The 19,482-nt window shown below is 40.7% G+C and carries 20 protein-coding genes and 1 pseudogene; 10 read left to right on the forward strand and 11 right to left on the reverse strand.

Features of this window, described 5'->3' with window-relative positions; all coding sequences use genetic code 11:
* Positions 1-14 precede the first annotated feature (14 nt).
* The 3 genes from PFZ69_RS03675 to PFZ69_RS03685 are packed head-to-tail and all read left to right on the forward strand — an operon-like array spanning position 15 to position 2,576.
* Positions 15-1,007, forward strand: a complete 993-nt coding sequence (locus PFZ69_RS03675) for an ABC transporter substrate-binding protein (protein WP_442865090.1) — start codon at positions 15-17, stop codon at positions 1,005-1,007.
* Between the two features lie 11 nt (positions 1,008-1,018).
* A complete protein-coding gene (locus PFZ69_RS03680) occupies positions 1,019-1,783 on the forward strand; it encodes an ABC transporter ATP-binding protein (RefSeq protein WP_270179665.1) in 765 nt (254 codons plus the stop codon).
* Complete coding sequence (locus tag PFZ69_RS03685) at positions 1,776-2,576, forward strand: ABC transporter permease (protein ID WP_270179666.1); 801 nt, start codon at positions 1,776-1,778, stop codon at positions 2,574-2,576. Before PFZ69_RS03680 ends, PFZ69_RS03685 begins: the two co-directional genes overlap by 8 nt.
* 170 nt (positions 2,577-2,746) lie before the next feature.
* Here PFZ69_RS03685 and ytkD read toward each other — a convergent pair whose 3' ends face one another.
* From ytkD to PFZ69_RS03710, 5 genes and pseudogenes are all read right to left on the reverse strand, one after another.
* Positions 2,747-3,220: an RNA deprotection pyrophosphohydrolase gene (ytkD, locus tag PFZ69_RS03690; protein WP_270179667.1), complete on the reverse strand. Its 474-nt coding sequence runs from the start codon at positions 3,218-3,220 to the stop codon at positions 2,747-2,749.
* 169 nt (positions 3,221-3,389) lie between these two features.
* Positions 3,390-3,914: a hypothetical protein gene (locus PFZ69_RS03695; protein ID WP_270179668.1), complete on the reverse strand. Its 525-nt coding sequence runs from the start codon at positions 3,912-3,914 to the stop codon at positions 3,390-3,392.
* A gap of 279 nt (positions 3,915-4,193) precedes the next feature.
* Positions 4,194-4,301: pseudogene (locus PFZ69_RS03700) on the reverse strand (YjcZ family sporulation protein); the annotation flags it as partial.
* Positions 4,302-4,469: 168 nt separating this feature from the next.
* The gene (locus PFZ69_RS03705) at positions 4,470-4,811 is read right to left on the reverse strand and encodes a hypothetical protein (protein WP_270179670.1); all 342 of its coding nucleotides are present in this window, start codon (positions 4,809-4,811) and stop codon (positions 4,470-4,472) included.
* 21 nt (positions 4,812-4,832) lie between these two features.
* Positions 4,833-5,054 (reverse strand): hypothetical protein, encoded by a 222-nt coding sequence (locus PFZ69_RS03710; protein WP_270179671.1) that lies wholly within the window; start codon positions 5,052-5,054, stop codon positions 4,833-4,835.
* Positions 5,055-5,197: 143 nt separating this feature from the next.
* Here PFZ69_RS03710 and PFZ69_RS03715 point away from each other — a divergent pair, with 143 nt between their 5' ends.
* The 3 genes from PFZ69_RS03715 to PFZ69_RS03725 all read left to right on the forward strand — a co-directional run bounded on the left by PFZ69_RS03715 (position 5,198) and on the right by PFZ69_RS03725 (position 8,799).
* The gene (locus PFZ69_RS03715; protein ID WP_270179672.1) at positions 5,198-7,372 is read left to right on the forward strand and encodes a UvrD-helicase domain-containing protein; all 2,175 of its coding nucleotides are present in this window, start codon (positions 5,198-5,200) and stop codon (positions 7,370-7,372) included.
* 123 nt (positions 7,373-7,495) lie between these two features.
* On the forward strand, positions 7,496-7,684 hold the full coding sequence (locus PFZ69_RS03720; RefSeq protein ID WP_270179673.1) for a hypothetical protein: 189 nt from the start codon (positions 7,496-7,498) through the stop codon (positions 7,682-7,684).
* Between the two features lie 818 nt (positions 7,685-8,502).
* The gene (locus PFZ69_RS03725; protein WP_270179674.1) at positions 8,503-8,799 is read left to right on the forward strand and encodes a DUF3817 domain-containing protein; all 297 of its coding nucleotides are present in this window, start codon (positions 8,503-8,505) and stop codon (positions 8,797-8,799) included.
* Between the two features lie 190 nt (positions 8,800-8,989).
* Here the strand turns inward: PFZ69_RS03725 and menC are convergent, their stop codons facing one another.
* The 6 genes from menC to PFZ69_RS03755 all read right to left on the reverse strand — a co-directional run bounded on the left by menC (position 8,990) and on the right by PFZ69_RS03755 (position 16,425).
* Positions 8,990-10,090, reverse strand: coding sequence for an o-succinylbenzoate synthase (gene menC / locus PFZ69_RS03730; RefSeq protein WP_270179675.1), 1,101 nt, complete (start codon positions 10,088-10,090; stop codon positions 8,990-8,992).
* Positions 10,087-11,550, reverse strand: a complete 1,464-nt coding sequence (locus PFZ69_RS03735; protein ID WP_270179676.1) for an o-succinylbenzoate--CoA ligase — start codon at positions 11,548-11,550, stop codon at positions 10,087-10,089. The genes menC and PFZ69_RS03735 overlap by 4 nt, the downstream gene beginning before the upstream one ends.
* A 67-nt stretch (positions 11,551-11,617) precedes the next feature.
* The gene (menB, locus tag PFZ69_RS03740; RefSeq protein ID WP_270179677.1) at positions 11,618-12,433 is read right to left on the reverse strand and encodes a 1,4-dihydroxy-2-naphthoyl-CoA synthase; all 816 of its coding nucleotides are present in this window, start codon (positions 12,431-12,433) and stop codon (positions 11,618-11,620) included.
* 26 nt (positions 12,434-12,459) lie between these two features.
* Positions 12,460-13,284, reverse strand: a complete 825-nt coding sequence (menH, locus tag PFZ69_RS03745) for a 2-succinyl-6-hydroxy-2,4-cyclohexadiene-1-carboxylate synthase (RefSeq protein WP_270179678.1) — start codon at positions 13,282-13,284, stop codon at positions 12,460-12,462.
* The gene (gene menD, locus PFZ69_RS03750; RefSeq protein ID WP_270179679.1) at positions 13,281-15,029 is read right to left on the reverse strand and encodes a 2-succinyl-5-enolpyruvyl-6-hydroxy-3-cyclohexene-1-carboxylic-acid synthase; all 1,749 of its coding nucleotides are present in this window, start codon (positions 15,027-15,029) and stop codon (positions 13,281-13,283) included. Before menD ends, menH begins: the two co-directional genes overlap by 4 nt.
* The gene (locus tag PFZ69_RS03755) at positions 15,022-16,425 is read right to left on the reverse strand and encodes an isochorismate synthase (RefSeq protein ID WP_270179680.1); all 1,404 of its coding nucleotides are present in this window, start codon (positions 16,423-16,425) and stop codon (positions 15,022-15,024) included. The genes menD and PFZ69_RS03755 overlap by 8 nt, the downstream gene beginning before the upstream one ends.
* Positions 16,426-16,692: 267 nt before the next feature.
* On the opposite strand from PFZ69_RS03755, the gene PFZ69_RS03760 reads away from it, so the two are divergent.
* The 4 genes from PFZ69_RS03760 to PFZ69_RS03775 all read left to right on the forward strand — a co-directional run bounded on the left by PFZ69_RS03760 (position 16,693) and on the right by PFZ69_RS03775 (position 19,454).
* Positions 16,693-16,974 (forward strand): hypothetical protein, encoded by a 282-nt coding sequence (locus PFZ69_RS03760; RefSeq protein ID WP_270179681.1) that lies wholly within the window; start codon positions 16,693-16,695, stop codon positions 16,972-16,974.
* 150 nt (positions 16,975-17,124) lie between these two features.
* Positions 17,125-18,069 (forward strand): 1,4-dihydroxy-2-naphthoate polyprenyltransferase, encoded by a 945-nt coding sequence (locus tag PFZ69_RS03765; RefSeq protein ID WP_270179682.1) that lies wholly within the window; start codon positions 17,125-17,127, stop codon positions 18,067-18,069.
* A gap of 78 nt (positions 18,070-18,147) precedes the next feature.
* Positions 18,148-18,528 (forward strand): hotdog fold thioesterase, encoded by a 381-nt coding sequence (locus tag PFZ69_RS03770; protein ID WP_270179683.1) that lies wholly within the window; start codon positions 18,148-18,150, stop codon positions 18,526-18,528.
* A gap of 242 nt (positions 18,529-18,770) precedes the next feature.
* On the forward strand, positions 18,771-19,454 hold the full coding sequence (locus PFZ69_RS03775) for a thermonuclease family protein (protein ID WP_270179684.1): 684 nt from the start codon (positions 18,771-18,773) through the stop codon (positions 19,452-19,454).
* Positions 19,455-19,482 lie beyond the last annotated feature (28 nt).

The following is a 19,482-nucleotide window of genomic DNA, read 5'->3' on the forward strand; positions in this document are numbered from 1 at the left end:
AGGAGGTTATTCAAATGCCAAAAGGCTGGATGACGAAAACGATCATATTTATCGCAATATGTTCACTTTTTCTTATGTCTGCATGTAGTAATAACAGTGATAACACGGTAAGAGTTGCCGAGGTAACCCGCTCCATCTTCTATGCTCCTCAATATGTTGCATTGTCTGAAGGGATATTTGAGAAGCATGGAATCAATGTTGAACTAACCACCACATGGGGTGGAGACAAAACCATGACGACGCTCTTATCTGATGGAGCAGACATCGCACTCGTAGGATCTGAAACCTCTATCTATGTGTATGCTCAAGGGACTTCTGATCCAGTAATTAATTTTGCGCAACTCACACAAACAGATGGCACTTTTCTTGTTTCAAGGGCGATGGAGCATTTTAAATGGGTCGATGTAAAAGGAAGTACATTTCTTGGTCAGCGTAAAGGTGGAATGCCTCAGATGGCAGGAGAGTTCGTTCTGAAGGAAAAAGGCATCGATCCTCACAATGATATGACGCTGATCCAAAATATTGATTTCGCCAACATCGCAAATGCCTATGCTTCTGGAAAAGGAGATTTTGTGCAGCTTTTTGAACCGACTGCCAGTATATTTGAAGCTCAGGGACTCGGCCACATCGTCGCTTCTTTCGGAAAAGAATCCGGCAAGATTCCTTATACAGTCTACATGGCTAAGGATAGCTTCCTTAAGAAAAACGATGATGTTGCTACACGTTTTACAGCTGCTATTTATGAAGCACAAGCTTGGGTAGACACTCATTCATCCGAAGAGATCGCAAAATCCATTCAACCCTACTTTGAAGACACCGAGTTGTCATTGATCACCACGGTTGTTGACCGCTATAAAAGTCAGCATTCTTATGCTACAAATCCAATTCTAGATGAAGAAGAGTGGAACAATTTACAAACGATTATGGATGAAGCGGGGGAACTCCCGAAACGGATCGATCATAAGACTTTAGTGGATACCACCTTTGCAGAAAAAGCACAGCAATAGGAGGAAATCCAATGTCATTTCTTCATCTTGATGCCATCACACATGTTTATTTCACGAAAGAATCTGCAAAAGTCGCAATCTCAGACCTTACTTTTCATATTGATGAGGGGGAGTTCGTATCATTGCTCGGACCTTCGGGATGTGGTAAATCGACTGTTCTTTCTCTCATTTCAGGATTGCAATCTCCCACTAGCGGAACCATAACACTCCAGAACAAGGCCATTACTGCACCGACTGAACAAGTAGGATACATGTTGCAGCAGGACTATTTGTTTCCGTGGAAGACAATCGAAGAGAATTGTTTACTCGGTTTAAAGCTTACCGACCAGATTACGACAGAGAATAAAGAAAAAACGTTAGGGTTTCTTGAAGAAATGGGCTTAGGTGATGTTAAAAATGCCTATCCAAACCAGCTGTCGGGTGGGATGAGGCAGCGAGTAGCTTTAGTTAGAACACTCGCCACACAGCCCGATTTGCTACTGTTAGACGAACCGTTTTCAGCGCTCGATTACCAAACGAAATTGAAACTGGAGAACCTTGTATCTTCTATCTTAAAAACTAGGAAAAAGACAGCGTTACTCGTTACTCATGATATCGGTGAAGCAATCGCGATGTCTGACAGAGTTATTCTTCTATCGAAGCGTCCTGGAAAGCTAGCAAAGATCTTTGAAATTCCAGAGCATCTCAGAGAACTCACACCGTTTGAAGCAAGAAATAATCCAGACTTTGGTAATCACTTCCAATCGATCTGGGAGGAGCTCGAATCACATGAATAGCCCCCAGCTAAAAAAACAGCATGCTCATTACCTTAATGAATTAAAGATTGAAAAGCGAATCGTATTTACATGGCAACTCTTTATACTAATCGCTTTCTTCTCTTTATGGGAACTAGCTGGAAGATTATCATGGGTAGATCCATTACTATTTAGCTATCCCTCAAAAATTGGTGAACTGTTTCTTATAAAGTTATTAGATGGTTCATTAGTCGTTCACACTACCGTAACCCTCCTCGAAACGGTAGCTGGCTTTATACTAGGAACAGCTTTAGGGACTTTGTTTGCCGCAGGATTATGGTGGTCGCAAAAAGCCTCTAAGATAGCTGATCCATACCTTGTCGTGCTAAATTCCATGCCTAAAGTAGCTCTTGGACCAATTATTATCGTAGCGCTCGGTCCAGGATACCTTTCGATTATCGCTATGGGAGCTTCCATTTCAATCATTATTACAACATTAGTGGTTTATCATGCATTTCATACCGTTGAACCTAATTTCGTCAAAGTCATCCGTTCCTTTGGAGGCAACAAAAAACAAACTTTTCTGGAAGCAATCTTACCAGCCTCTTTCCCAGCAATTATCTCTACATTGAAAGTAAACGTAGGACTTTCCTGGGTAGGCGTCATTGTTGGGGAGTTTCTCGTATCAAAAAAAGGGCTAGGCTACATGATTATTTATGGGTTTCAGGTATTCAATTTCACGCTCGTTCTACTTAGCCTTGTTATGATTGCAATTTTTTCATCGATCATGTATGTGATTGTAGAATGGATTGAAAGAAAACTAATAAGGAACTAGCCTTCACGAAGGCTAGTTTCAGCTTGTATCCTACTTGATGAGAATAAGTCCAAAACGAGATCCAATTGTTTAATACCATTTATCCCTCAATGACCACTCTTATTCAACACTGAATTCTTTACACTCTTGTTTTATGATATAAAAGAGTCCAGTTTTTCAACTGGACTCTTTTACATTGATTTGTTTAAATTCTCCAAGCAGAATGGTAGTACGTTGTCTTTCATCATAAAACTATACCGTTCATTCGTCGGAAGATCTGTGGGGAGATCTTGAAGCAATACTGGACCATTCGTTTCCATATAGTCCTCTTTTGATACTAGGTGATCAATTTCTGCATAGTAGACGTTTTTGATGATCGTTCCACCCTTGCCTTCTACGCGATATTGGCCTACGTACCGTATTGTGTTCACTACGCCACCCGTTTCTTCATAAACTTCTCGGACTGCGGCTTCTTTTGCAGTTTCCCCTTCTTCAACTTTTCCACCCGGAAACTCAATGCCTCTTCTAGAATGTTCGGTCAGAAGCCATTTTCCTCCAAACTGACAAATGACCCAAACATGCTTTGGATAAAGCGAATAAGGGTGATCCTTAAAAGAAAGTCTCACCTGATTATGATAGTAATCCGTAAACGTAAGTTCGCTCATTTGATAACCTCGTCTTTTAGTTTCTTACTTTATTGTAAAAGAGTACAGATTGGATGTCCAATTTACCAGATTAGATTAGAGTGTTTTGAAACGCAGAGATATTAAAAATACATGTAACAACCATGTGGTAAGTTGTTGAAAAAAAATAAAAATGGGCCTATGCCCATTTTTATTGAATCGTAAAGTTTTGTATGATCCAGTCGTTATTCGAATATTCGAATTCGATCTCGATCGTGTATGTTCCGTAAAGATCAGTTTCGTTCGTTTGCACAAGCTTATATTCGAATTCGTTTACCTTTTTAAGATCATACTCATTTTCATAATCAACCCAAGGGAAAAGTTCCGTTGGCTTTAAGTACAGTCCCCCATCATTTTCTTCATAATAGAAGTCTGTAATTTCATTCGCTAGATCCTCTGATGCAACACCTTGTAAATGGTTACTTATTTCTTCTTTTGAGGAGAACTTTTCAACTCTGTAATTCTCATCAGTTTTTTGAATAATACGTTCTATCAGTTCATTCGTTACCTTTTTTTCATCTATTTCCTTAACTTCTGTGGACTTTGCTTGGGCTTTTGTCTCAAAGCTTGAAACCATCATTTCAGTGTGGTTTTGGGCTACTTTCGTTAAATCAGCTCCACAGCCTGCAGTTATACTCACCAAACAAAGTAGTAATAGCATGCTTATGTATCTCATCTTAACTCCCATCCTTTAATTCATGTTGTTTGTGTCTTATAGATACAATTCCTCATTTATCACGGTGTCAAACCGCTCATCTTGATAAATATACTTTTTTACTACGATTACTAGTGCTGTTCTTCTACTTATAAGACGATCGAATAGATTGAAAAGTTTCAATTTAAGAAACCTTTTCAATTCTTATGACCAACTTACATAAAAAAAGCTGTCGATCCTTCGACAGCTTATACCTTAGCAATATGGATTATATCCAGCTCCACCAACTTGAGGTGGTGGGCAGCAGCCTCCTCCAAACGCACCTGCTCCAACGATAATCAATAGCAAGAATAGAACAACGATCAAAGCAAAGCCTTTTCCGTAACCACCGTGTTGCTCTTTACCCATATACGTATCCCCCCAAAATAATTAATTACTACAGTATACTCTATGTCAAAAACCTATTTTAGGAAGGGCATGAGCGGAGAAAAAGAAAAAATATACGGCATTTGTCCTCATTCATCGTAGATAGCATGGCATAAAAAAAAGCTGTCATAGGCGACAGCTTTTAACTTGCTATTTTCTAGTATGGGTATTCAATGCATCCAACACTCCCATTTGTTCGATCTGAGCTTTTGTTTCTGGAGTACCTAATTGATGAACTAGGTAATAAAGATCATAAATCGCATTATCTGTCCAATCGCGATGACTATCAACTTCTTTCTCATCGAAATGGTTAGTTGAGAAGAAATCATGCTGTTGAACATATTTTTGTGATCTTAATTTCTCAATCGCTTGTTGAATCTTCATATATTCTTCATGATTCGCTTTAATCTTGAAAGAGTTTAATTGATGACCCTCGATCTCTGTTTCGTGAAGCTCACCTTTTGGAGTAACATAGTACGTTTTCTTAATCATATTCATCCTCCTTCAATCTTTTTAAACAGGGCTATCCTGCCTGTGAGTGTATCCTTTGTACTCGTGCTGTGCTGCATCGATCGTCTGCTCTACATTGAGGTGGGAATAAAAGACGCCAACATCCCTTCCAGCTTCGTTTGCCTCTTCAACCAGAAGGTCGTAATACGATTTTTCTTTCTCGTCATTAGCTACATGAAATTGTTTCCGATCATGGTCGACTATTACAAGAACATCGCTTTCCACTGCCTTTCCTCCTCACGACTATTCGTATAGGAACATTACCCGAATCTCTATTAAACTAATCTTTTCTATTTCTAACTAATCGACTCCTAAATCTGTGTTAAAATGAACGGATGAATCTATAGAATAAAGTTCAGGTGATGATCATGAATTTTACGAAAACTCCCCACCAAGCAATATCTGAATCCAGCCTGGCAGCACCATTAACATCAACCGGTGGTGAAGGATTTGCGAAAACGGAGCTTGATAGAGATTTCTTTTTAGAACTATTAAGCTCAGGCATACGATTAAACGATCGCCAAATACAAGCTGTACAACATACGTCCGGACCTCTTTTAACAATCGCCGGTGCTGGAAGTGGGAAAACATCAGTACTGACTGCGCGAACAGCGTACCTTATGACGGTAAAAGAAATCGATCCTTCCAATATCTTACTGATTACATTTACAAGAAAAGCTTCAGAAGAAATGAGGCAGCGAATCAGCGCGCTTCCCGGTGTTGCTCCTTCTCAAGCAAACAGTTTAACAGCTGGTACTTTTCATTCAATCTTTTTAAAACTATTGAGAAGCATTGGATACAACCAGAAAATATTAAACAGCGAACGCCATAAACAAATCATTATGAAGAATATCTTGAAAAAATTAAATAGTACACAAAGTTCTTTACCTGAAATCATGCTTTCTTCGATTTCTTCCTGTAAGGTTAAAATGGTTGAGCCACACGAGGTGCCCGAGGGGAAAGAAACAGAAGAATTAAAGAAAGCATACCAAGAATATGAAACATGGAAAGCCTCAAATGGCTACATGGATTTTGATGATATTCTTGTATTTACATACCGTGAATTCTTGAACAATCCACAGCTTCTTCAGAAAATGCAGAAGCGTTTTCAATATGTGCTCGTTGATGAGTTTCAAGATACGAATCCAATTCAGTATGAACTGATTAAGTCTATCGCTGCACCACAAAATAATCTATTTGTCGTAGGAGACGATGACCAGGTCATCTATTCCTTTAATGGCGCAAACAGTTCTATCATTCTTGAGTTTGATAGCACCTATCCTGATGCAAAAGTTGTCACACTCGATACAAATTATCGATCCACCCCAGATATCGTCGGACTTGGAAATCATATAATCAAACATAACGAGTATAGAAGATCGAAATGGATGAACGCGACTGATAAAGAGGGAAGTAAACCATCGTATATACGGCCTGCAACAACTGAAGAAGAAGCCACCATCGTTCTTGAAAACATTAGGGAACAGGAACGAGAATGGAAAGATATCGTCATCCTTACAAGAACATATACGAATGCAAGAGCGATCTTTGAGCAACTCGTCGAGCAAGATATACCATTTAACGCCCAAGGAATGAAGCAAGTATTCTATGAACAAACAATTATTAAAGGCATGCTTGATCACCTAAGACTCGCCTATCAGCACGATAGCCTCGATGCAACGGCAGCAATCCTACCTTCTCTCTTTATTAACCAGGAAGCAGGAATGCGCCATATAGAGATGGAGAATTTCGTAGACCCGATCGACTTTCCACTACGCCATCTTACTTCATGGAAAACGCTGAGACCTTTCCAACAGAAAGCCATCGAGAAGAGAATCAGCTTGATAAAGGAAGCAAAACGACTTCATCCAAAGAAGGCCATTCAGTTGTTACGGGAAGACTACATGAAGCATTTAGATAACGCGAATGATGAAACGATAACTGTTCATAAAACAACGCTGAAAGAAATGATGGACGAACTCGAATTCTCTAGCTCACGTTTTGAAACATTGCCTGAATTTCTAGGTTATGTCGATCGAATTATCACTCGGTTTAATGAACATAAAAAGAAGCCATATACCAAAAACGCGCTCTCTTTGTTATCGATTCACCAAGCTAAGGGGCTTGAGTATCCCGTCGTTTACTTGATCGGTGCTTCAGAAACGATTCTTCCGCATGTATCAGCGTTAACATCGATGAAGGATAAAGAAGCCTCTCAAAAAGACCTCTACCTTAAAAATCCTTCTGCGGACTTAGAAGAGGAACGTAGGCTTTGTTATGTAGCAATCACTAGAGCCAAAGAAGAGATCTATATTAGCTCACCAGAAAAACATCTAGGAAAACAGACTCCTGTATCACGTTTTTTAACTGAAGCATTCAAGAACAAGAAACCACTATCAGACCTTCATGTAAAAGCATGGATCTGTTCAAGTGATTTCTGCAAAGGATGGATGAAGATCAACGGTAAACAACCGGATGAAAAGGAATGCCCACTCTGCAAAAAACCAATGATCATCTCTCAGAAAGCAATCCTTAAACGATGAATATGTCATACCAATAATCTTTGTTGCGCTTTGATTACAAGTTATTTAAGAGATGTTAAACAGCCCATTTTCATGCGTTATACATGCTATAGTATAAAAAAACGACGCAACAGGAGGGCTCCGATGAGCAGCATACGGTATGAAACCATCTTTCAGAAACAGCTTGCAAACGGAACGATCATTGGGATAATGGATTACCTAGAAGGCAAGCTGATCAGATTGAACCTACATGATGAGGAGCCGGAGTATCTCAACCCAGAATTAAAGGAATTCTTTCAAAATGAACGTAAAAGAATGTATACGCATCAATAAGCTATAGATTTACCACGCTTTTTAAGGAGACGCAATGCTGTCGAGATTTTTCTCGGCAGCATTTTTTTTTACGCAATGATAATGATTGATTCTTCCTTGCTGAATAAAAAGGTTACGAGATGAGAATTCTAAAATACTAGACCAGGATAGAAATTTTTTGTTGAAAAAGGTTTGATATAAAAATTAAGTAGGGAATAAAAGAAGTAGCAAACGATATGGCTACTTTGAAGGAGGAAAAGACATGTTAAAGCAGGTACTCGTTATTATAGGAATTGTTGTCGTTGTACTATTTGTAGTTAACGCACTATTCTAGATTCTATTACAAAACATGTTGTTAGGAGGAAAGAATATGGTTAGAACAATCTTAATGATTATTGGTGCTATCGCACTGATCGCTGCAATCTTATCATTTATATAAGTCATACAAAGAATGCGCCTAGAATCACTGTTCTAGGCGCATTTTTATATTAGCGTTTATCATTATTACTGTTTTTCTTGACTTCGTCGACCTTGGACTTAGGGATGTATATGAAAATCGCCTTTTTTTTGCTGTTCATATTGATCTCCTTCAAGATAATTATTAGCTCACCTATCTAATTCTACTTGATAAGAAACATAAGAATCAAGCTAATTTATTTAAACAGAAGCTTTTTTACTATTTTGTGGAAGGATAAATTCATCACCTATAACTGTCAACAAATCGATGAATTTTCATGTCTAAGGATGTTGTTTCGCTGATATACTTGTTTTATACTATGAAGTATCATGATTGTGAATTTCATCACATTAAATCAGTTAGTACTGAAGGAGTGAACGCGTTGTTAAAACAGCCTTTAAAAATGTTCCGAGGCGTCGGTTTTGCTGAAGGTATTTCCTTCTTACTTCTTCTCGGAATCGCGATGCCACTTAAATATATGTTAGATATGCCTCTTGCAGTAACGATTGTCGGCGCGATTCATGGAGGATTGTTTGTGCTTTATATCGCAGTGATCCTATATGTAACGCTAGTGAAGAAATGGTCTTTCCTAAAGGCTTTTCTCGCTGTAGTATCGTCAGTGATTCCGTTTGGACCGTTCATTTTCGACGCCAAACTCATCAATCAATCAGAATCTTAATCAAAAGGAAGGACCAAACCGGTCCTTCCTTTTCAGCTTTTTTGGGAAATCTAAAATATTGTGGACCTTATGCCGCAGGAGTTTGAACACCTCTTGCTTTCCTGTGGACGAACGCCCGTTGGACCACGGGAGTCAGAGGTCTTCTCTCCTACTAGAACTTTACGACCTATTATGCTACAAATCTTTCTCATTATAAAGTCAATGTATTCAACGTGAGACGACTGAGTTCCCTTCGATCTACTTCATACCCTATTCCAGGTCCATCTGGGACGGTTATGCAGCCATCTTCTACCGTTACTTCTGGCTTAATGATGTCCTTTTCCCAATACCTAGAAGAGGCAGATAGATCACCTGGTATTGTAAACCCTGGTAAGCTAGCAAGCGCTATATTATGAGCTCTCCCGATACCTGACTCAAGCATCCCACCACACCAAACTGGGATGTGTTGTTCAAAACATAAATCATGGATTTCTTTGCTAACTTGTAAGCCGCCGACCCGACCAGGTTTGATGTTAATAATCTTACAACTCTTAAGCTGAAGCGCTTTTCTCGCATCGTTGTAAGACGTGATACTTTCATCTAAACAAACCGGAGTCGTGAGGTGTTTTTGCAGTAAAGCATGGTCCACAATATCGTCAGCCGCTAGTGGTTGTTCAATCATCATAAGCTCATACTCATCAAGTTTCTGTAGCTTAGGCAAATCATGTAGACGATAAGCGGAATTGGCATCAGCCATCAAATTGATCAAAGGAAATTTCTCTCGAATCGCACAGATCAGCTCGATATCTTGAGAAGGCTTGATCTTAATTTTTATTCTCTCATATCCTTCTGCTACTCTCTGTCCGATTTCATCGAGCATATGCTCTTGTGAGGACGCTCCAACCGCTACCCCCGCTTTGATACGCTTTGCAGATGACCCTAAGGCCTCAGCTAAACTTATATTCTCCCTCTTTGCATATAGATCCCATACTGCTCCTTCGATGGCTGATTTCGCCATCGTATTCCGTCTGATAACATTAAGAACCTTTGACACTTCAGAGGGGTGATGGAAAGTAAGCTTCTTCAACTTTGGGACGATTATGTCTTTCAGCATATGCCAGGAAGTGGTCAACGTCTCTTCAGTATACCAGGGTGTTGTGAAGGCAACTCCCTCACCAAATCCGGATATGCCATTCTCATCGATCGCTTCAACGATGATCAGGTGCCGATCATCTACTTTCTCCAAACTATTTTCAAATGGAGATTTCAATTTCATCTTCACATGGCGAAGAGTGACTTTTTTGAGTTTCATCGTTTTACCCCCAATAGGCGGCGCTGTAATTTATTTGCCCCATTTCTAGGAAGTTCATCAAGAAACGTTATGCTCTTAGGCTGCTTGTATCGAGCTAGTTTTTCAGACAGAAAGCTGAGTAGGTCTTTTTCAGTTACCTGTTTCGTTCGACATACAACAAAAGCGACTGGTACTTCGCCCCATTCTTCATCGGGTACACTTGTCACCCCGGCATCGATGATGGCGCTATGTTCTAAAAGTGCCGCTTCGATTTCGGCAGGATAAACGTTCTCTCCACCCGATATGATGAGATCTTTTCGTCTGTCTAAAACAAATAAGAAGCCTTCATCATCGATATAGCCCTGATCTCCAGTGTGCAGCCAACCGTCTACTAACGAAGCTTTCGTAGCACGTTCACGATTGTAATATCCTGATGTAACAGTCGGCCCCTTTACGAGGATCTCACCATGTTGGTAAGGACCTGCTACCTTTCCATCTTCAAGAATCCTTAACTCTGAAGGAAAAAGCGCTTTACCTGCTGATCCTTGTTTACTCAACATATATTCTGGTGAGAGTGTAACGATTTGTGACGCTGTTTCGGTCATTCCAAAAGTTTGATACACGGGTATGTTCTTTTCCTGACAAGTTGAAAGAAGAGGATAAGGAGCTGGTCCACCACCTAGAAGCATACATCGAAACGTATCAGGATAAATTGTGTCCCCAAGGTCATCTAACATTCGTTTCAACATAGTACTTACGACGGATACGATCGTAACGCCGTCTTTCCGGATCGATTCATTTACGGCAAGAGGGTCAAACTGGGAATGAATGACGGTAGTGATGCCATAAATAACACTACGTATCAAGATGGATAGTCCACTCATGTGATACATAGGAACAGCGCTTAACCACCGATCATTTATATGTAATCCAAGGTTCAAACTTGAACTGATAGCACTCCACCAATGATTCCCATAAGTAAGCATGACGCCCTTAGGTTTTCCAGTTGTTCCGGACGTGTACATGATTGTATGGAGCTGATTTAAAGAGATCGTCACTTGCAGCCCTTCTTCGAGGTCTGCACCTGGTTGAAGCGTTTCCCAAGAAATAATAGTAGCCTGTGAGCCAGCGGCTTTTATCGCCTTTTCTTCATAGGTTATATCTGAAATCAAATAGGATATTTCAGCATCTGATAGTTGATAGGAAAGCTCAGAGTCTGTTAAGCGAAAGTTTAATGGAACGATGATTGCTCCTAAATACATCAGCGTGTGCATGCATACTACTGTTTCAATCCCATTTCCCATTAAAAAACCCACATGATCGCCTTTTTTTATCCCGAGCTTTTTTAATGCATTTGCCATTTGAACGGACTTTCTCTGCAGTTCTCTATACGTCCATGCCGTCTTGTCTTCATCGATAACGGCTATCCTATCAGGGGTCATATAAGCACGCTTATGCAGCCAATTTGGCATCGTCTCCATCAGTACCTCTCCTTTCTTTATCGTTAAAAACAGCTTGATGGAAACCCATCAAGCTGTCGAGTACTTTTTATGGAAAGCGAGGGAACTGTTTGAAGTCCGGCTTGCGCTTTTCCTTAAATGAATCACGACCTTCTTTCGCTTCATCAGTCGTGTAATACAATAGCGTTGCATCTCCGCCCATTTGCTGTAGACCAGCTAGACCGTCGGTATCAGCGTTCAATGATGCTTTTAAGAAACGAAGTGCTGTTGGTGACTTTTCAAGCATTTCTTGTGCCCACTGTACTGTTTCCGCTTCTAATTGCTCTAGAGGCACGACGGTGTTAACTAGTCCCATCTCTTTTGCTTCTTCTGCATTGTACTGGCGGCATAGGTACCAGATTTCACGAGCTTTCTTATGACCAACGATACGTGCCAAGTAACCAGCACCATAACCAGCATCAAAGCTTCCTACTTTAGGACCTGTTTGACCGAAAATAGCATTATCAGCAGCTATCGTAAGGTCACATACAACGTGTAATACATGACCGCCACCGATTGCATATCCTGATACCATTGCGATAACTGGCTTTGGAATAACACGGATCAGTCTTTGCAAATCTAGAACGTTCAAACGAGGGATTTCGTCGTCTCCAACATACCCACCGTGTCCTCTTACACTTTGGTCTCCACCAGAACAGAACGCCTTATCTCCAGCACCTGCTAGAACGATGACTCCGATATTGGAATCATCTCTTGCATATGCAAAAGCATCGATCAATTCATTAACGGTTTTTGGACGAAATGCGTTTCGTACCTCTGGTCGGTTAATTGTAATCTTCGCAATCCCATCATGTGTTTCGTAAAGAATATCGTCGTATTCTCTTTCAGTAGTCCATTCAATCAAGATGAAATACTCCTTTCATATGTAGATTAATTTTGTCTTACTTTTAGTTTTCCTAGAAAACCTATTACCATTTTATCAAAGATTTGCGGTTGTTCTAAATGAATTGTATGTCCTGCGTCAATAATCTCCTCAATTTGACCATTAGGAAGCCTTTCGTTCATGCGATTTGCGATCGATACAAATTTTTTATCGTATTCACCAACTAGTAGTAAAGTTGGAATCGAAATGGCTTTTAACTTATCCCAATTGGAAGGCTGCGCACCTGTCCCCATACCCTTTAAACTATTTACTAGTCCTGTTGTTGAGTTAGTAAGACGCTGCTTCCTAAGCTCCCTTTGTAGAGATTGTGGTAGACGTTTTTGCGTTCTGAACAATGGGACTTCCTCCCAAAAAGTAACGAAGCTTTCCACGCCATCTTCCGCAATACGTTTCGCAAGTGCATCGTCTTTCAAAATTCTTTCTTCTCGCTCTTCAATCGTTTCTAGCCCAGGGGAACTGCTTTCAAGAATGAGGCTCTTCACATATGAAGGATGATGCGCTGCAAAAGAAAGAGCAAGTCTACCACCCATAGAGTAACCGATTACATTAGCATTTTTTACGTTCAACTGATCTAAGATATCTTTCAAATACTGTGACATAGATTCCATCGAATAATAAGCAGGGTCCTCTGGCTTGCTGCTTTTACCATGTCCGATGAGATCGATTGCTATACAGCGATATCGGTCAGACCAGTCTTCAGTGAAGGGAGTCCAGTTATCGACCGCACCAGTAAATCCATGTAGGAACACGATCGCTTCTCCTTTCCCCCTGTCATCAACATGAAATTGTAAGCCATGGGTAGAAATCATCATAGCTTAAACTCCTTTAACACTGCACTTGTTGTTTCTGAAACCTTCGAAAACACGTCTCTATGCAATACCTTGTTAAGATTTCGATCAGTAGGTATTTCGATAATATTTAATCCTTTATGATTCTTAGAAGCATGAAACAATTCATTAAATTCTTCCCACGAAGATGCTCGTTCAAATGTAGCTCCATATAAAGCAGCTGCATGTCGATAGTCGAGACCTATTGGCGTTCCGAATAGACGTTCAAAATGCTTTTCATGTTCTTTCTCTGCCTGTGGTAGAAATGAAAAGATGCCCCCGCCATCGTTATTCATTACGATGATTGTTAAATTCAAGCCGTATAGCTTTCCTAATAACAAGCCGTTCATATCATGATAAAAAGATAAATCTCCTATTATCAATACCGAATAATCGAATGAAACGCTCGCGCCTAACGCTGTCGAAACCACGCCGTCTATTCCATTCGCACCTCTATTACCCATTATGGTAGGAGAACCATGCTTTGGTAAGAAGAAATTATCGAGATCTCTTATCGGCATACTGTTTCCAACGAAAAGCAAGGATTCTTCTGATAAGAGATTAGCGAGTTCTTTAAAGATGTGCCCTTCAAACATTTCACTCTGATCAGCAAGAAGAACATCGGTTGCTTTCTTATTGATCGTTTGCCAAAGTTCACTCCACTCATAGTCTACGCGCTTCGAATCTTTATCAAGATTTTCAAGAAGCTGCTGACAGAATGAGAAAGGTGACGCAACGACCATGTGCGAACTGTTAAGGGTTGGGTCTCTCCACCCCGCTTCATCGACCACGATCTGATGCACGTCCTCTAATTTATCGATGTACTGCATATATGCTTTTGAGATGGGCATCGCTCCGAAACGAATGACCACTTCAGGCTTCAGTGTTTTACTTTCACCTTTTAATAGTGCATCGTAACTTTCGATCACCATAGGATTATTCATATCTCGACAGTTAGATAAAGGATCTGCAAAAATAGGAAAGCCAGTTGCTTCCGAAAGCTTTCGAACCGCATCTGAGAGTCCCTTATCTTCTTGTGGGCCGACTACGATCAATCCTTTCTTCTTCATCAACATCTCAACATAAGAAGCAATCTCAAGATCATTAATATTTATACTATTTCCTGGAACAGTCACCCATGGCTCGTCGTTAGCTCTTCCTTCTTGATAGATCGTTTCATCTGATAAATCAGGAACGAGTGGATCTCTGAAAGGAAAATTCAAGTGAACTGGGCCCGATGGAGCTTGTAAAGAAATCGCCGAAGCTCGTGAAGCCACAGTTCTTATGTATCGAATTAAAGATTGAGAAGCATCTGGCATCGACGCTTCCATATACCATTTTGGAAAACTGCCAAACAGTTGATTTTGGTCGATCGCCTGTGGTGCACCATTATCTCTTAACTCAGGAGGTCGATCTGCCGTTAAGATGAGCAGTGGTATTTTTGATTGAGCTGCTTCAATGACTGCAGGATAGTAATTCGCACCTGCTGTACCAGAAGAGCACAAAAGTGCAACAGGCTTCTTTTGGGCTTTTGCAATACCCAGCGCAAAGAAGCCTGCTGACCGTTCATCTACATGAACCCAAGAAGTGATCGTAGGATGATTTGCTATAACCATAGCTAATGGTGTAGAGCGCGAACCAGGACTAATGACAACATCATTAACCCCGGAACGAGAAAGTTCATCAACAAATGCCCCTACATACTTTGAAAGGATGCGTTGATCATTCATATTGGCTGCCTCCAAGCGCTGCTAACATCGGTTTAAACTTCATCTTTGTTTCTTCATATTCACTATGTGGGTCTGAGTCTCCGACAATTCCACATCCTGCGAACAACGATGCATCCCGTCCTTTTAATAAACCAGAACGGATAGCGACAGCAAACTCACCATTATCTTGATAATCGATCCAGCCAACCGGACCAGCATACCAGCCTCGATCCATACCTTCTACTCGTCGTATTTCCTTAACTGCCTGATGCTGTGGATATCCTCCAAGAGCAGGGGTTGGATGTAGGCGTTCTAACATTCGTAATAAGCTTGTCCCTTTACGAGCCCGTGCAACGACTGGTGTGAATAGATGTTGAATGTGAGGCGTTTTGTATAGCTCCGGAGTAGACGGTACTTGTACAAACTCACATTCTTCTTCCATTGCTGTACGAATCATTCGGACTACAAGATCATGTTCGATTCGATTTTTATTATCATGCAATAATTCGTTTCCAAGTTCCTTATCTTCACTATCTGTATCTCCTCTGTCGATCGAACCAGCAAGGCATGCTGAATAGACTTGCTGTCCATCTCGCTTAACGAGGCGTTCAGGTGATGCACCGATAAAGCATTTATCATTGTAATTAAAAGCGAACAAGTAACTATCGCTTTGTTGTTCTTTCAGCTTAAGCAGCGTTTTAGAAGAAGAGAATGGCTCTTCTGAACGAAGCTTTATTTCTCTCGCAAGTACTACTTTTTCTAGCTTGCCATCTCTTATATTCGCTGCAGCACTGCGTACCGTGTTTTTCCATTGCTCTGGTTCGATTTCTTCAACAGTGAAGTTTGTAGTTGAATCACCCTGTTCGGAAGGCATCATATCCAAAATTCGATTATAGTGATGAAGAAGCTGATCAGATAGCTCATCGGCTTGATCACTCTCATCTACAACCGCATTCAGCGTTAGCCATAGATCGTCTCCAGCTTTTGTTAACATCAGCTTTGGAATGACCATTCCGCCTTCAGGGAATCCTGACCAATTCTCAGTATTTGCTGCATCAGGATCAAATGAAAACCCACCGAGTAATACAGGACCAACTCCTGGCCTTGAAGGTGCGCCTTCTATTAAAGAGTTCTCCAAGAATTTCTTCCAATCACGTTCAATCGTTTGGAATCGTTCCTCATTAGCTTGAAAGGCTTTTAACGTTCCGAGCCCTACGATCGTTGTATCATTTTCAGGGTCTGCCCAAAACGTTCGATCGTTATTATATAAAGACGAACCAGCTGCATAAAAGGAGAGGGGATCGACAGCACCTACTTGTAGCACCTGGCTAACAAGTACAGACGTTCCCCGTTTGTTCGCCTCACTTACACCTTGATGAAGCAGGCTATATAGTTCTTGATGCTGTATGATAGACACTGACTTCTCCCCCCAACTTTCTTTCCATGCAAAAGCAGACCGAGTCAGCCTCGGCCACAGTTAATTAAAGGATACACCTGTCCCACTAAAACTGTCAACGAAGCGGTTTTTACCATTCGAATATTCTATTGTTAGTTTCCCTATCCTTCAAGAAAAAAATCATATCGATACTCCGCTAATGCCCTTAGCAAAAAAAATAACGAGCATAGGATAGTTAATGTAGACATTTCACAGCGTCTATAAAAAGTCAACAAAGGAGGGTCTAATTTGTCCAGGCATTATTATCACGGAGTTTGTCGTCAACACGTCGGACAATGTGTCGAAATTCGTTGTCACGATGGCGAACTACATCGTGGCCATATTGAAGAAGTAGATGATGAATTCGTTTATATCCGTCCATTGCGAGATAACTGTTGCGGACCAGAGCAACCTGGAGGACCCGGAATGTATTTTTTTGGAGCATTTGCTGGTGGATTGCTCGGAGGACTAGTAGGGGTTGGGTTAGGAAGAATCGCGTTCTTCAGACCATATCCTTACCCGTATTATTAGAATTTACTGGATCACCTTGCTAGCGCAAAGGTGATCATTTTTTATTCATACCTCAACTAAACATTGACACCCCTTATCCGTTTTTTTACACTATAATGGTTATAGGGGTCATTTTATTGAAGTTACAGATTGAGGGAGAGACACATTATTATGGAAGAGCGTTTAACAAACAGCACAAATAAGCTGGGTAAAGACTCGCCTTCGAAACCAACTTGGCAGGTGTGGTGGCGTTTGCTTCGTCCACACACATTAACAGCTGCCTTCGTTCCAGTTATTATCGGCACTATGCTAGCCGTTCAAGATAACCCGTTTCATTTTGGATTATTCATGGCAATGATGGTTGCTTCTATTTTGATTCAGTCCGCAACGAATATGTTTAATGAATACTACGATTTCAAACGCGGTCTCGATCATGCTGGAAGTGTTGGTATCGGTGGAGCAATCGTTCGAGATGGCGTTCGCGCTGAAACAGTACTAAAACTTGCTTTTATCTTTTTTGGAATTGCAATCGTTCTAGGGGTCTATATTTGTATACTAACAACATGGTGGATCGCAGTCATCGGAGTTGTATGTATGGCTGCAGGTTATTATTATACAGGTGGTCCATACCCGATCGCCTATACACCGTTCGGTGAGATAGCAGCCGGACTTTTTATGGGACTTATCTTAGTACTTCTTTCTTTTTATGTTCAAGCTGAAGTCATTACTCTCGATAGCGTATTACTATCACTGCCTATCTCCGTGCTTGTTGGTGGAATCTTAATGGCTAACAACATCCGGGATCGGATAGGAGATAAAGAAAAAGGGCGAAAAACATTAGCGATATTATTAGGCCATGAGAAAGCTGTCCTATCATTGGAATGGATGTTTATCTTTTCTTTCCTTTGGATTGTGGTCATGATCATCACGATCGACGCTTCACTATGGTTATTATTAGTGTTACTCAGCCTTCCGAAGGCGTTTAAAGCGATTAAGCTTTTTGATGGCAAAACAGAAGCGATCCAGATGATGCCTGCAATGAAGGCCACTGCACAAATGCATACCCAATTCGGCCTACTTATGGCAATCGGATTGTTTCTAGCAACGATCATTTAGGCAAAAGCCCCGAAGGGCTTTTGTCTTTTTTATTGCAATAGTATTGTATACTGATAAGTAGTAAAAGGAGGAGATGACATGGAATTTAAAAACACGTTATTAGAAGCGCTAGGAATAGAAGCTGTTACGTTGACCCCTGAAAAAGTCGTTCTTCAAATGCCTGTTGGACCCAATACTCATCAGCCGCTTGGTTTTCTTCATGGCGGCGCTTCGGTTGCACTTGCTGAATCTGCAGCAAGTATCGGAGGATCCTTACATCTAAACGGAGAAAACGAAGCCGCTTTTGGAATGGAAATCAATGCAAATCACTTAAAAAGCAAGAAAGATGGTATTGTCACTGCGGTTGCAGAACCAGTACATATCGGAAGAAGAACGATGGTTTGGGAAATTAAAATTGTGGATGAGCAGGATGATCTTATTTGTATCTCCCGCTGTACGTTAGCTGTTAAAAGGTATTAAACCAACAAAAAAATCCCGCTGAGTCTAACGGGATTTTTGTTCAGTGTTTCTTTTACTAATCGTACGATAATCTTCATGATAACTATCCGAAATAGCATAATGACATCCGTCACACACGATTCTTCTTCTTTCCCAAGGAAAGAGTAATTCTTTCTCACAGTAAAGGCACACGTGACCCATCCGCATCACCCCCATTTAGTTTATGCAGGTATTTTTAAATCAAGAACCAAAGGGAGTTTTACGTGAAAAATATTACATTCCTGTTGATATTACTCTTTTTTATGAGTGCTTGTGCAACTGAAACAGGACAAAACTCGAAGACAATCTCCGCAGAAGTAACGAAAGTCGTTGATGGTGACACGATTAAAGTATCACTTGATGGCAAGGCTGAAACTGTTCGACTCTTACTTGTAGACACGCCCGAAACGAAACATCCTTCAAAACCCGTTCAACCCTTCGGACCAGAAGCTTCTTCTTTCGCAGAAGAAACGCTCGAAGGTGAAGAAATCGACTTAGAAATAGGAATCTCAGAAAGAGATAAGTACGGACGCTTACTCGCTTATGTATGGATCGATGAAAAGATGTTTAATGAAATGCTACTAGAAAAAGGACTGGCTAGAGTCGCCTATATTTATCAGCCTAATGTGAAGTACTTGGAAGATTTCCAATCCCTTCAAAGAACTGCCCAAAAAGAAGGAGTCGGGATTTGGAGCATTGAAGACTATGTGCGTGAGGACGGCTTTCAAGGAGAAGCTCCTTCGGTGCAACCTAATGAAGAGTGTAAAATCAAAGGAAACATTAATTCTAAAGGTGAGAAGATTTACCATGTTCAAGATGGTGCTTATTACGATATAACAAAAGCAGAAGAAATGTTTTGCTCGGAGGAAGATGCAAAAGCAGCCGGGTTTCGCCCATCTTCTAGGTAGATTCTATGTATAGAAAGCCGGGTCCCGT

Origin of the sequence: Alkalihalobacillus sp. CinArs1 (genome assembly GCF_947387515.1) — a bacterium.
GTDB lineage: Bacteria > Bacillota > Bacilli > Bacillales > Guptibacillaceae > Guptibacillus.

What these genes read in the sequence shown, in the direction of transcription:
- PFZ69_RS03675 (WP_442865090.1), top strand. Translation starts at nt 15, where the DNA reads ATGCCAAAAGGCTGGATGACGAAAACGATCATATTTATCGCAATATGT.
- PFZ69_RS03680 (WP_270179665.1), top strand. Translation starts at nt 1,019, where the DNA reads ATGTCATTTCTTCATCTTGATGCCATCACACATGTTTATTTCACGAAA.
- PFZ69_RS03685 (WP_270179666.1), top strand. Translation starts at nt 1,776, where the DNA reads ATGAATAGCCCCCAGCTAAAAAAACAGCATGCTCATTACCTTAATGAA.
- ytkD (WP_270179667.1), bottom strand. Translation starts at nt 3,220, where the DNA reads ATGAGCGAACTTACGTTTACGGATTACTATCATAATCAGGTGAGACTT.
- PFZ69_RS03695 (WP_270179668.1), bottom strand. Translation starts at nt 3,914, where the DNA reads ATGAGATACATAAGCATGCTATTACTACTTTGTTTGGTGAGTATAACT.
- PFZ69_RS03705 (WP_270179670.1), bottom strand. Translation starts at nt 4,811, where the DNA reads ATGATTAAGAAAACGTACTATGTTACTCCAAAAGGTGAGCTTCACGAA.
- PFZ69_RS03715 (WP_270179672.1), top strand. Translation starts at nt 5,198, where the DNA reads ATGAATTTTACGAAAACTCCCCACCAAGCAATATCTGAATCCAGCCTG.
- PFZ69_RS03720 (WP_270179673.1), top strand. Translation starts at nt 7,496, where the DNA reads ATGAGCAGCATACGGTATGAAACCATCTTTCAGAAACAGCTTGCAAAC.
- menC (WP_270179675.1), bottom strand. Translation starts at nt 10,090, where the DNA reads ATGAAACTCAAAAAAGTCACTCTTCGCCATGTGAAGATGAAATTGAAA.
- PFZ69_RS03735 (WP_270179676.1), bottom strand. Translation starts at nt 11,550, where the DNA reads ATGGAGACGATGCCAAATTGGCTGCATAAGCGTGCTTATATGACCCCT.
- menH (WP_270179678.1), bottom strand. Translation starts at nt 13,284, where the DNA reads ATGATGATTTCTACCCATGGCTTACAATTTCATGTTGATGACAGGGGG.
- menD (WP_270179679.1), bottom strand. Translation starts at nt 15,029, where the DNA reads ATGAATGATCAACGCATCCTTTCAAAGTATGTAGGGGCATTTGTTGAT.
- PFZ69_RS03765 (WP_270179682.1), top strand. Translation starts at nt 17,125, where the DNA reads ATGGAAGAGCGTTTAACAAACAGCACAAATAAGCTGGGTAAAGACTCG.
- PFZ69_RS03770 (WP_270179683.1), top strand. Translation starts at nt 18,148, where the DNA reads ATGGAATTTAAAAACACGTTATTAGAAGCGCTAGGAATAGAAGCTGTT.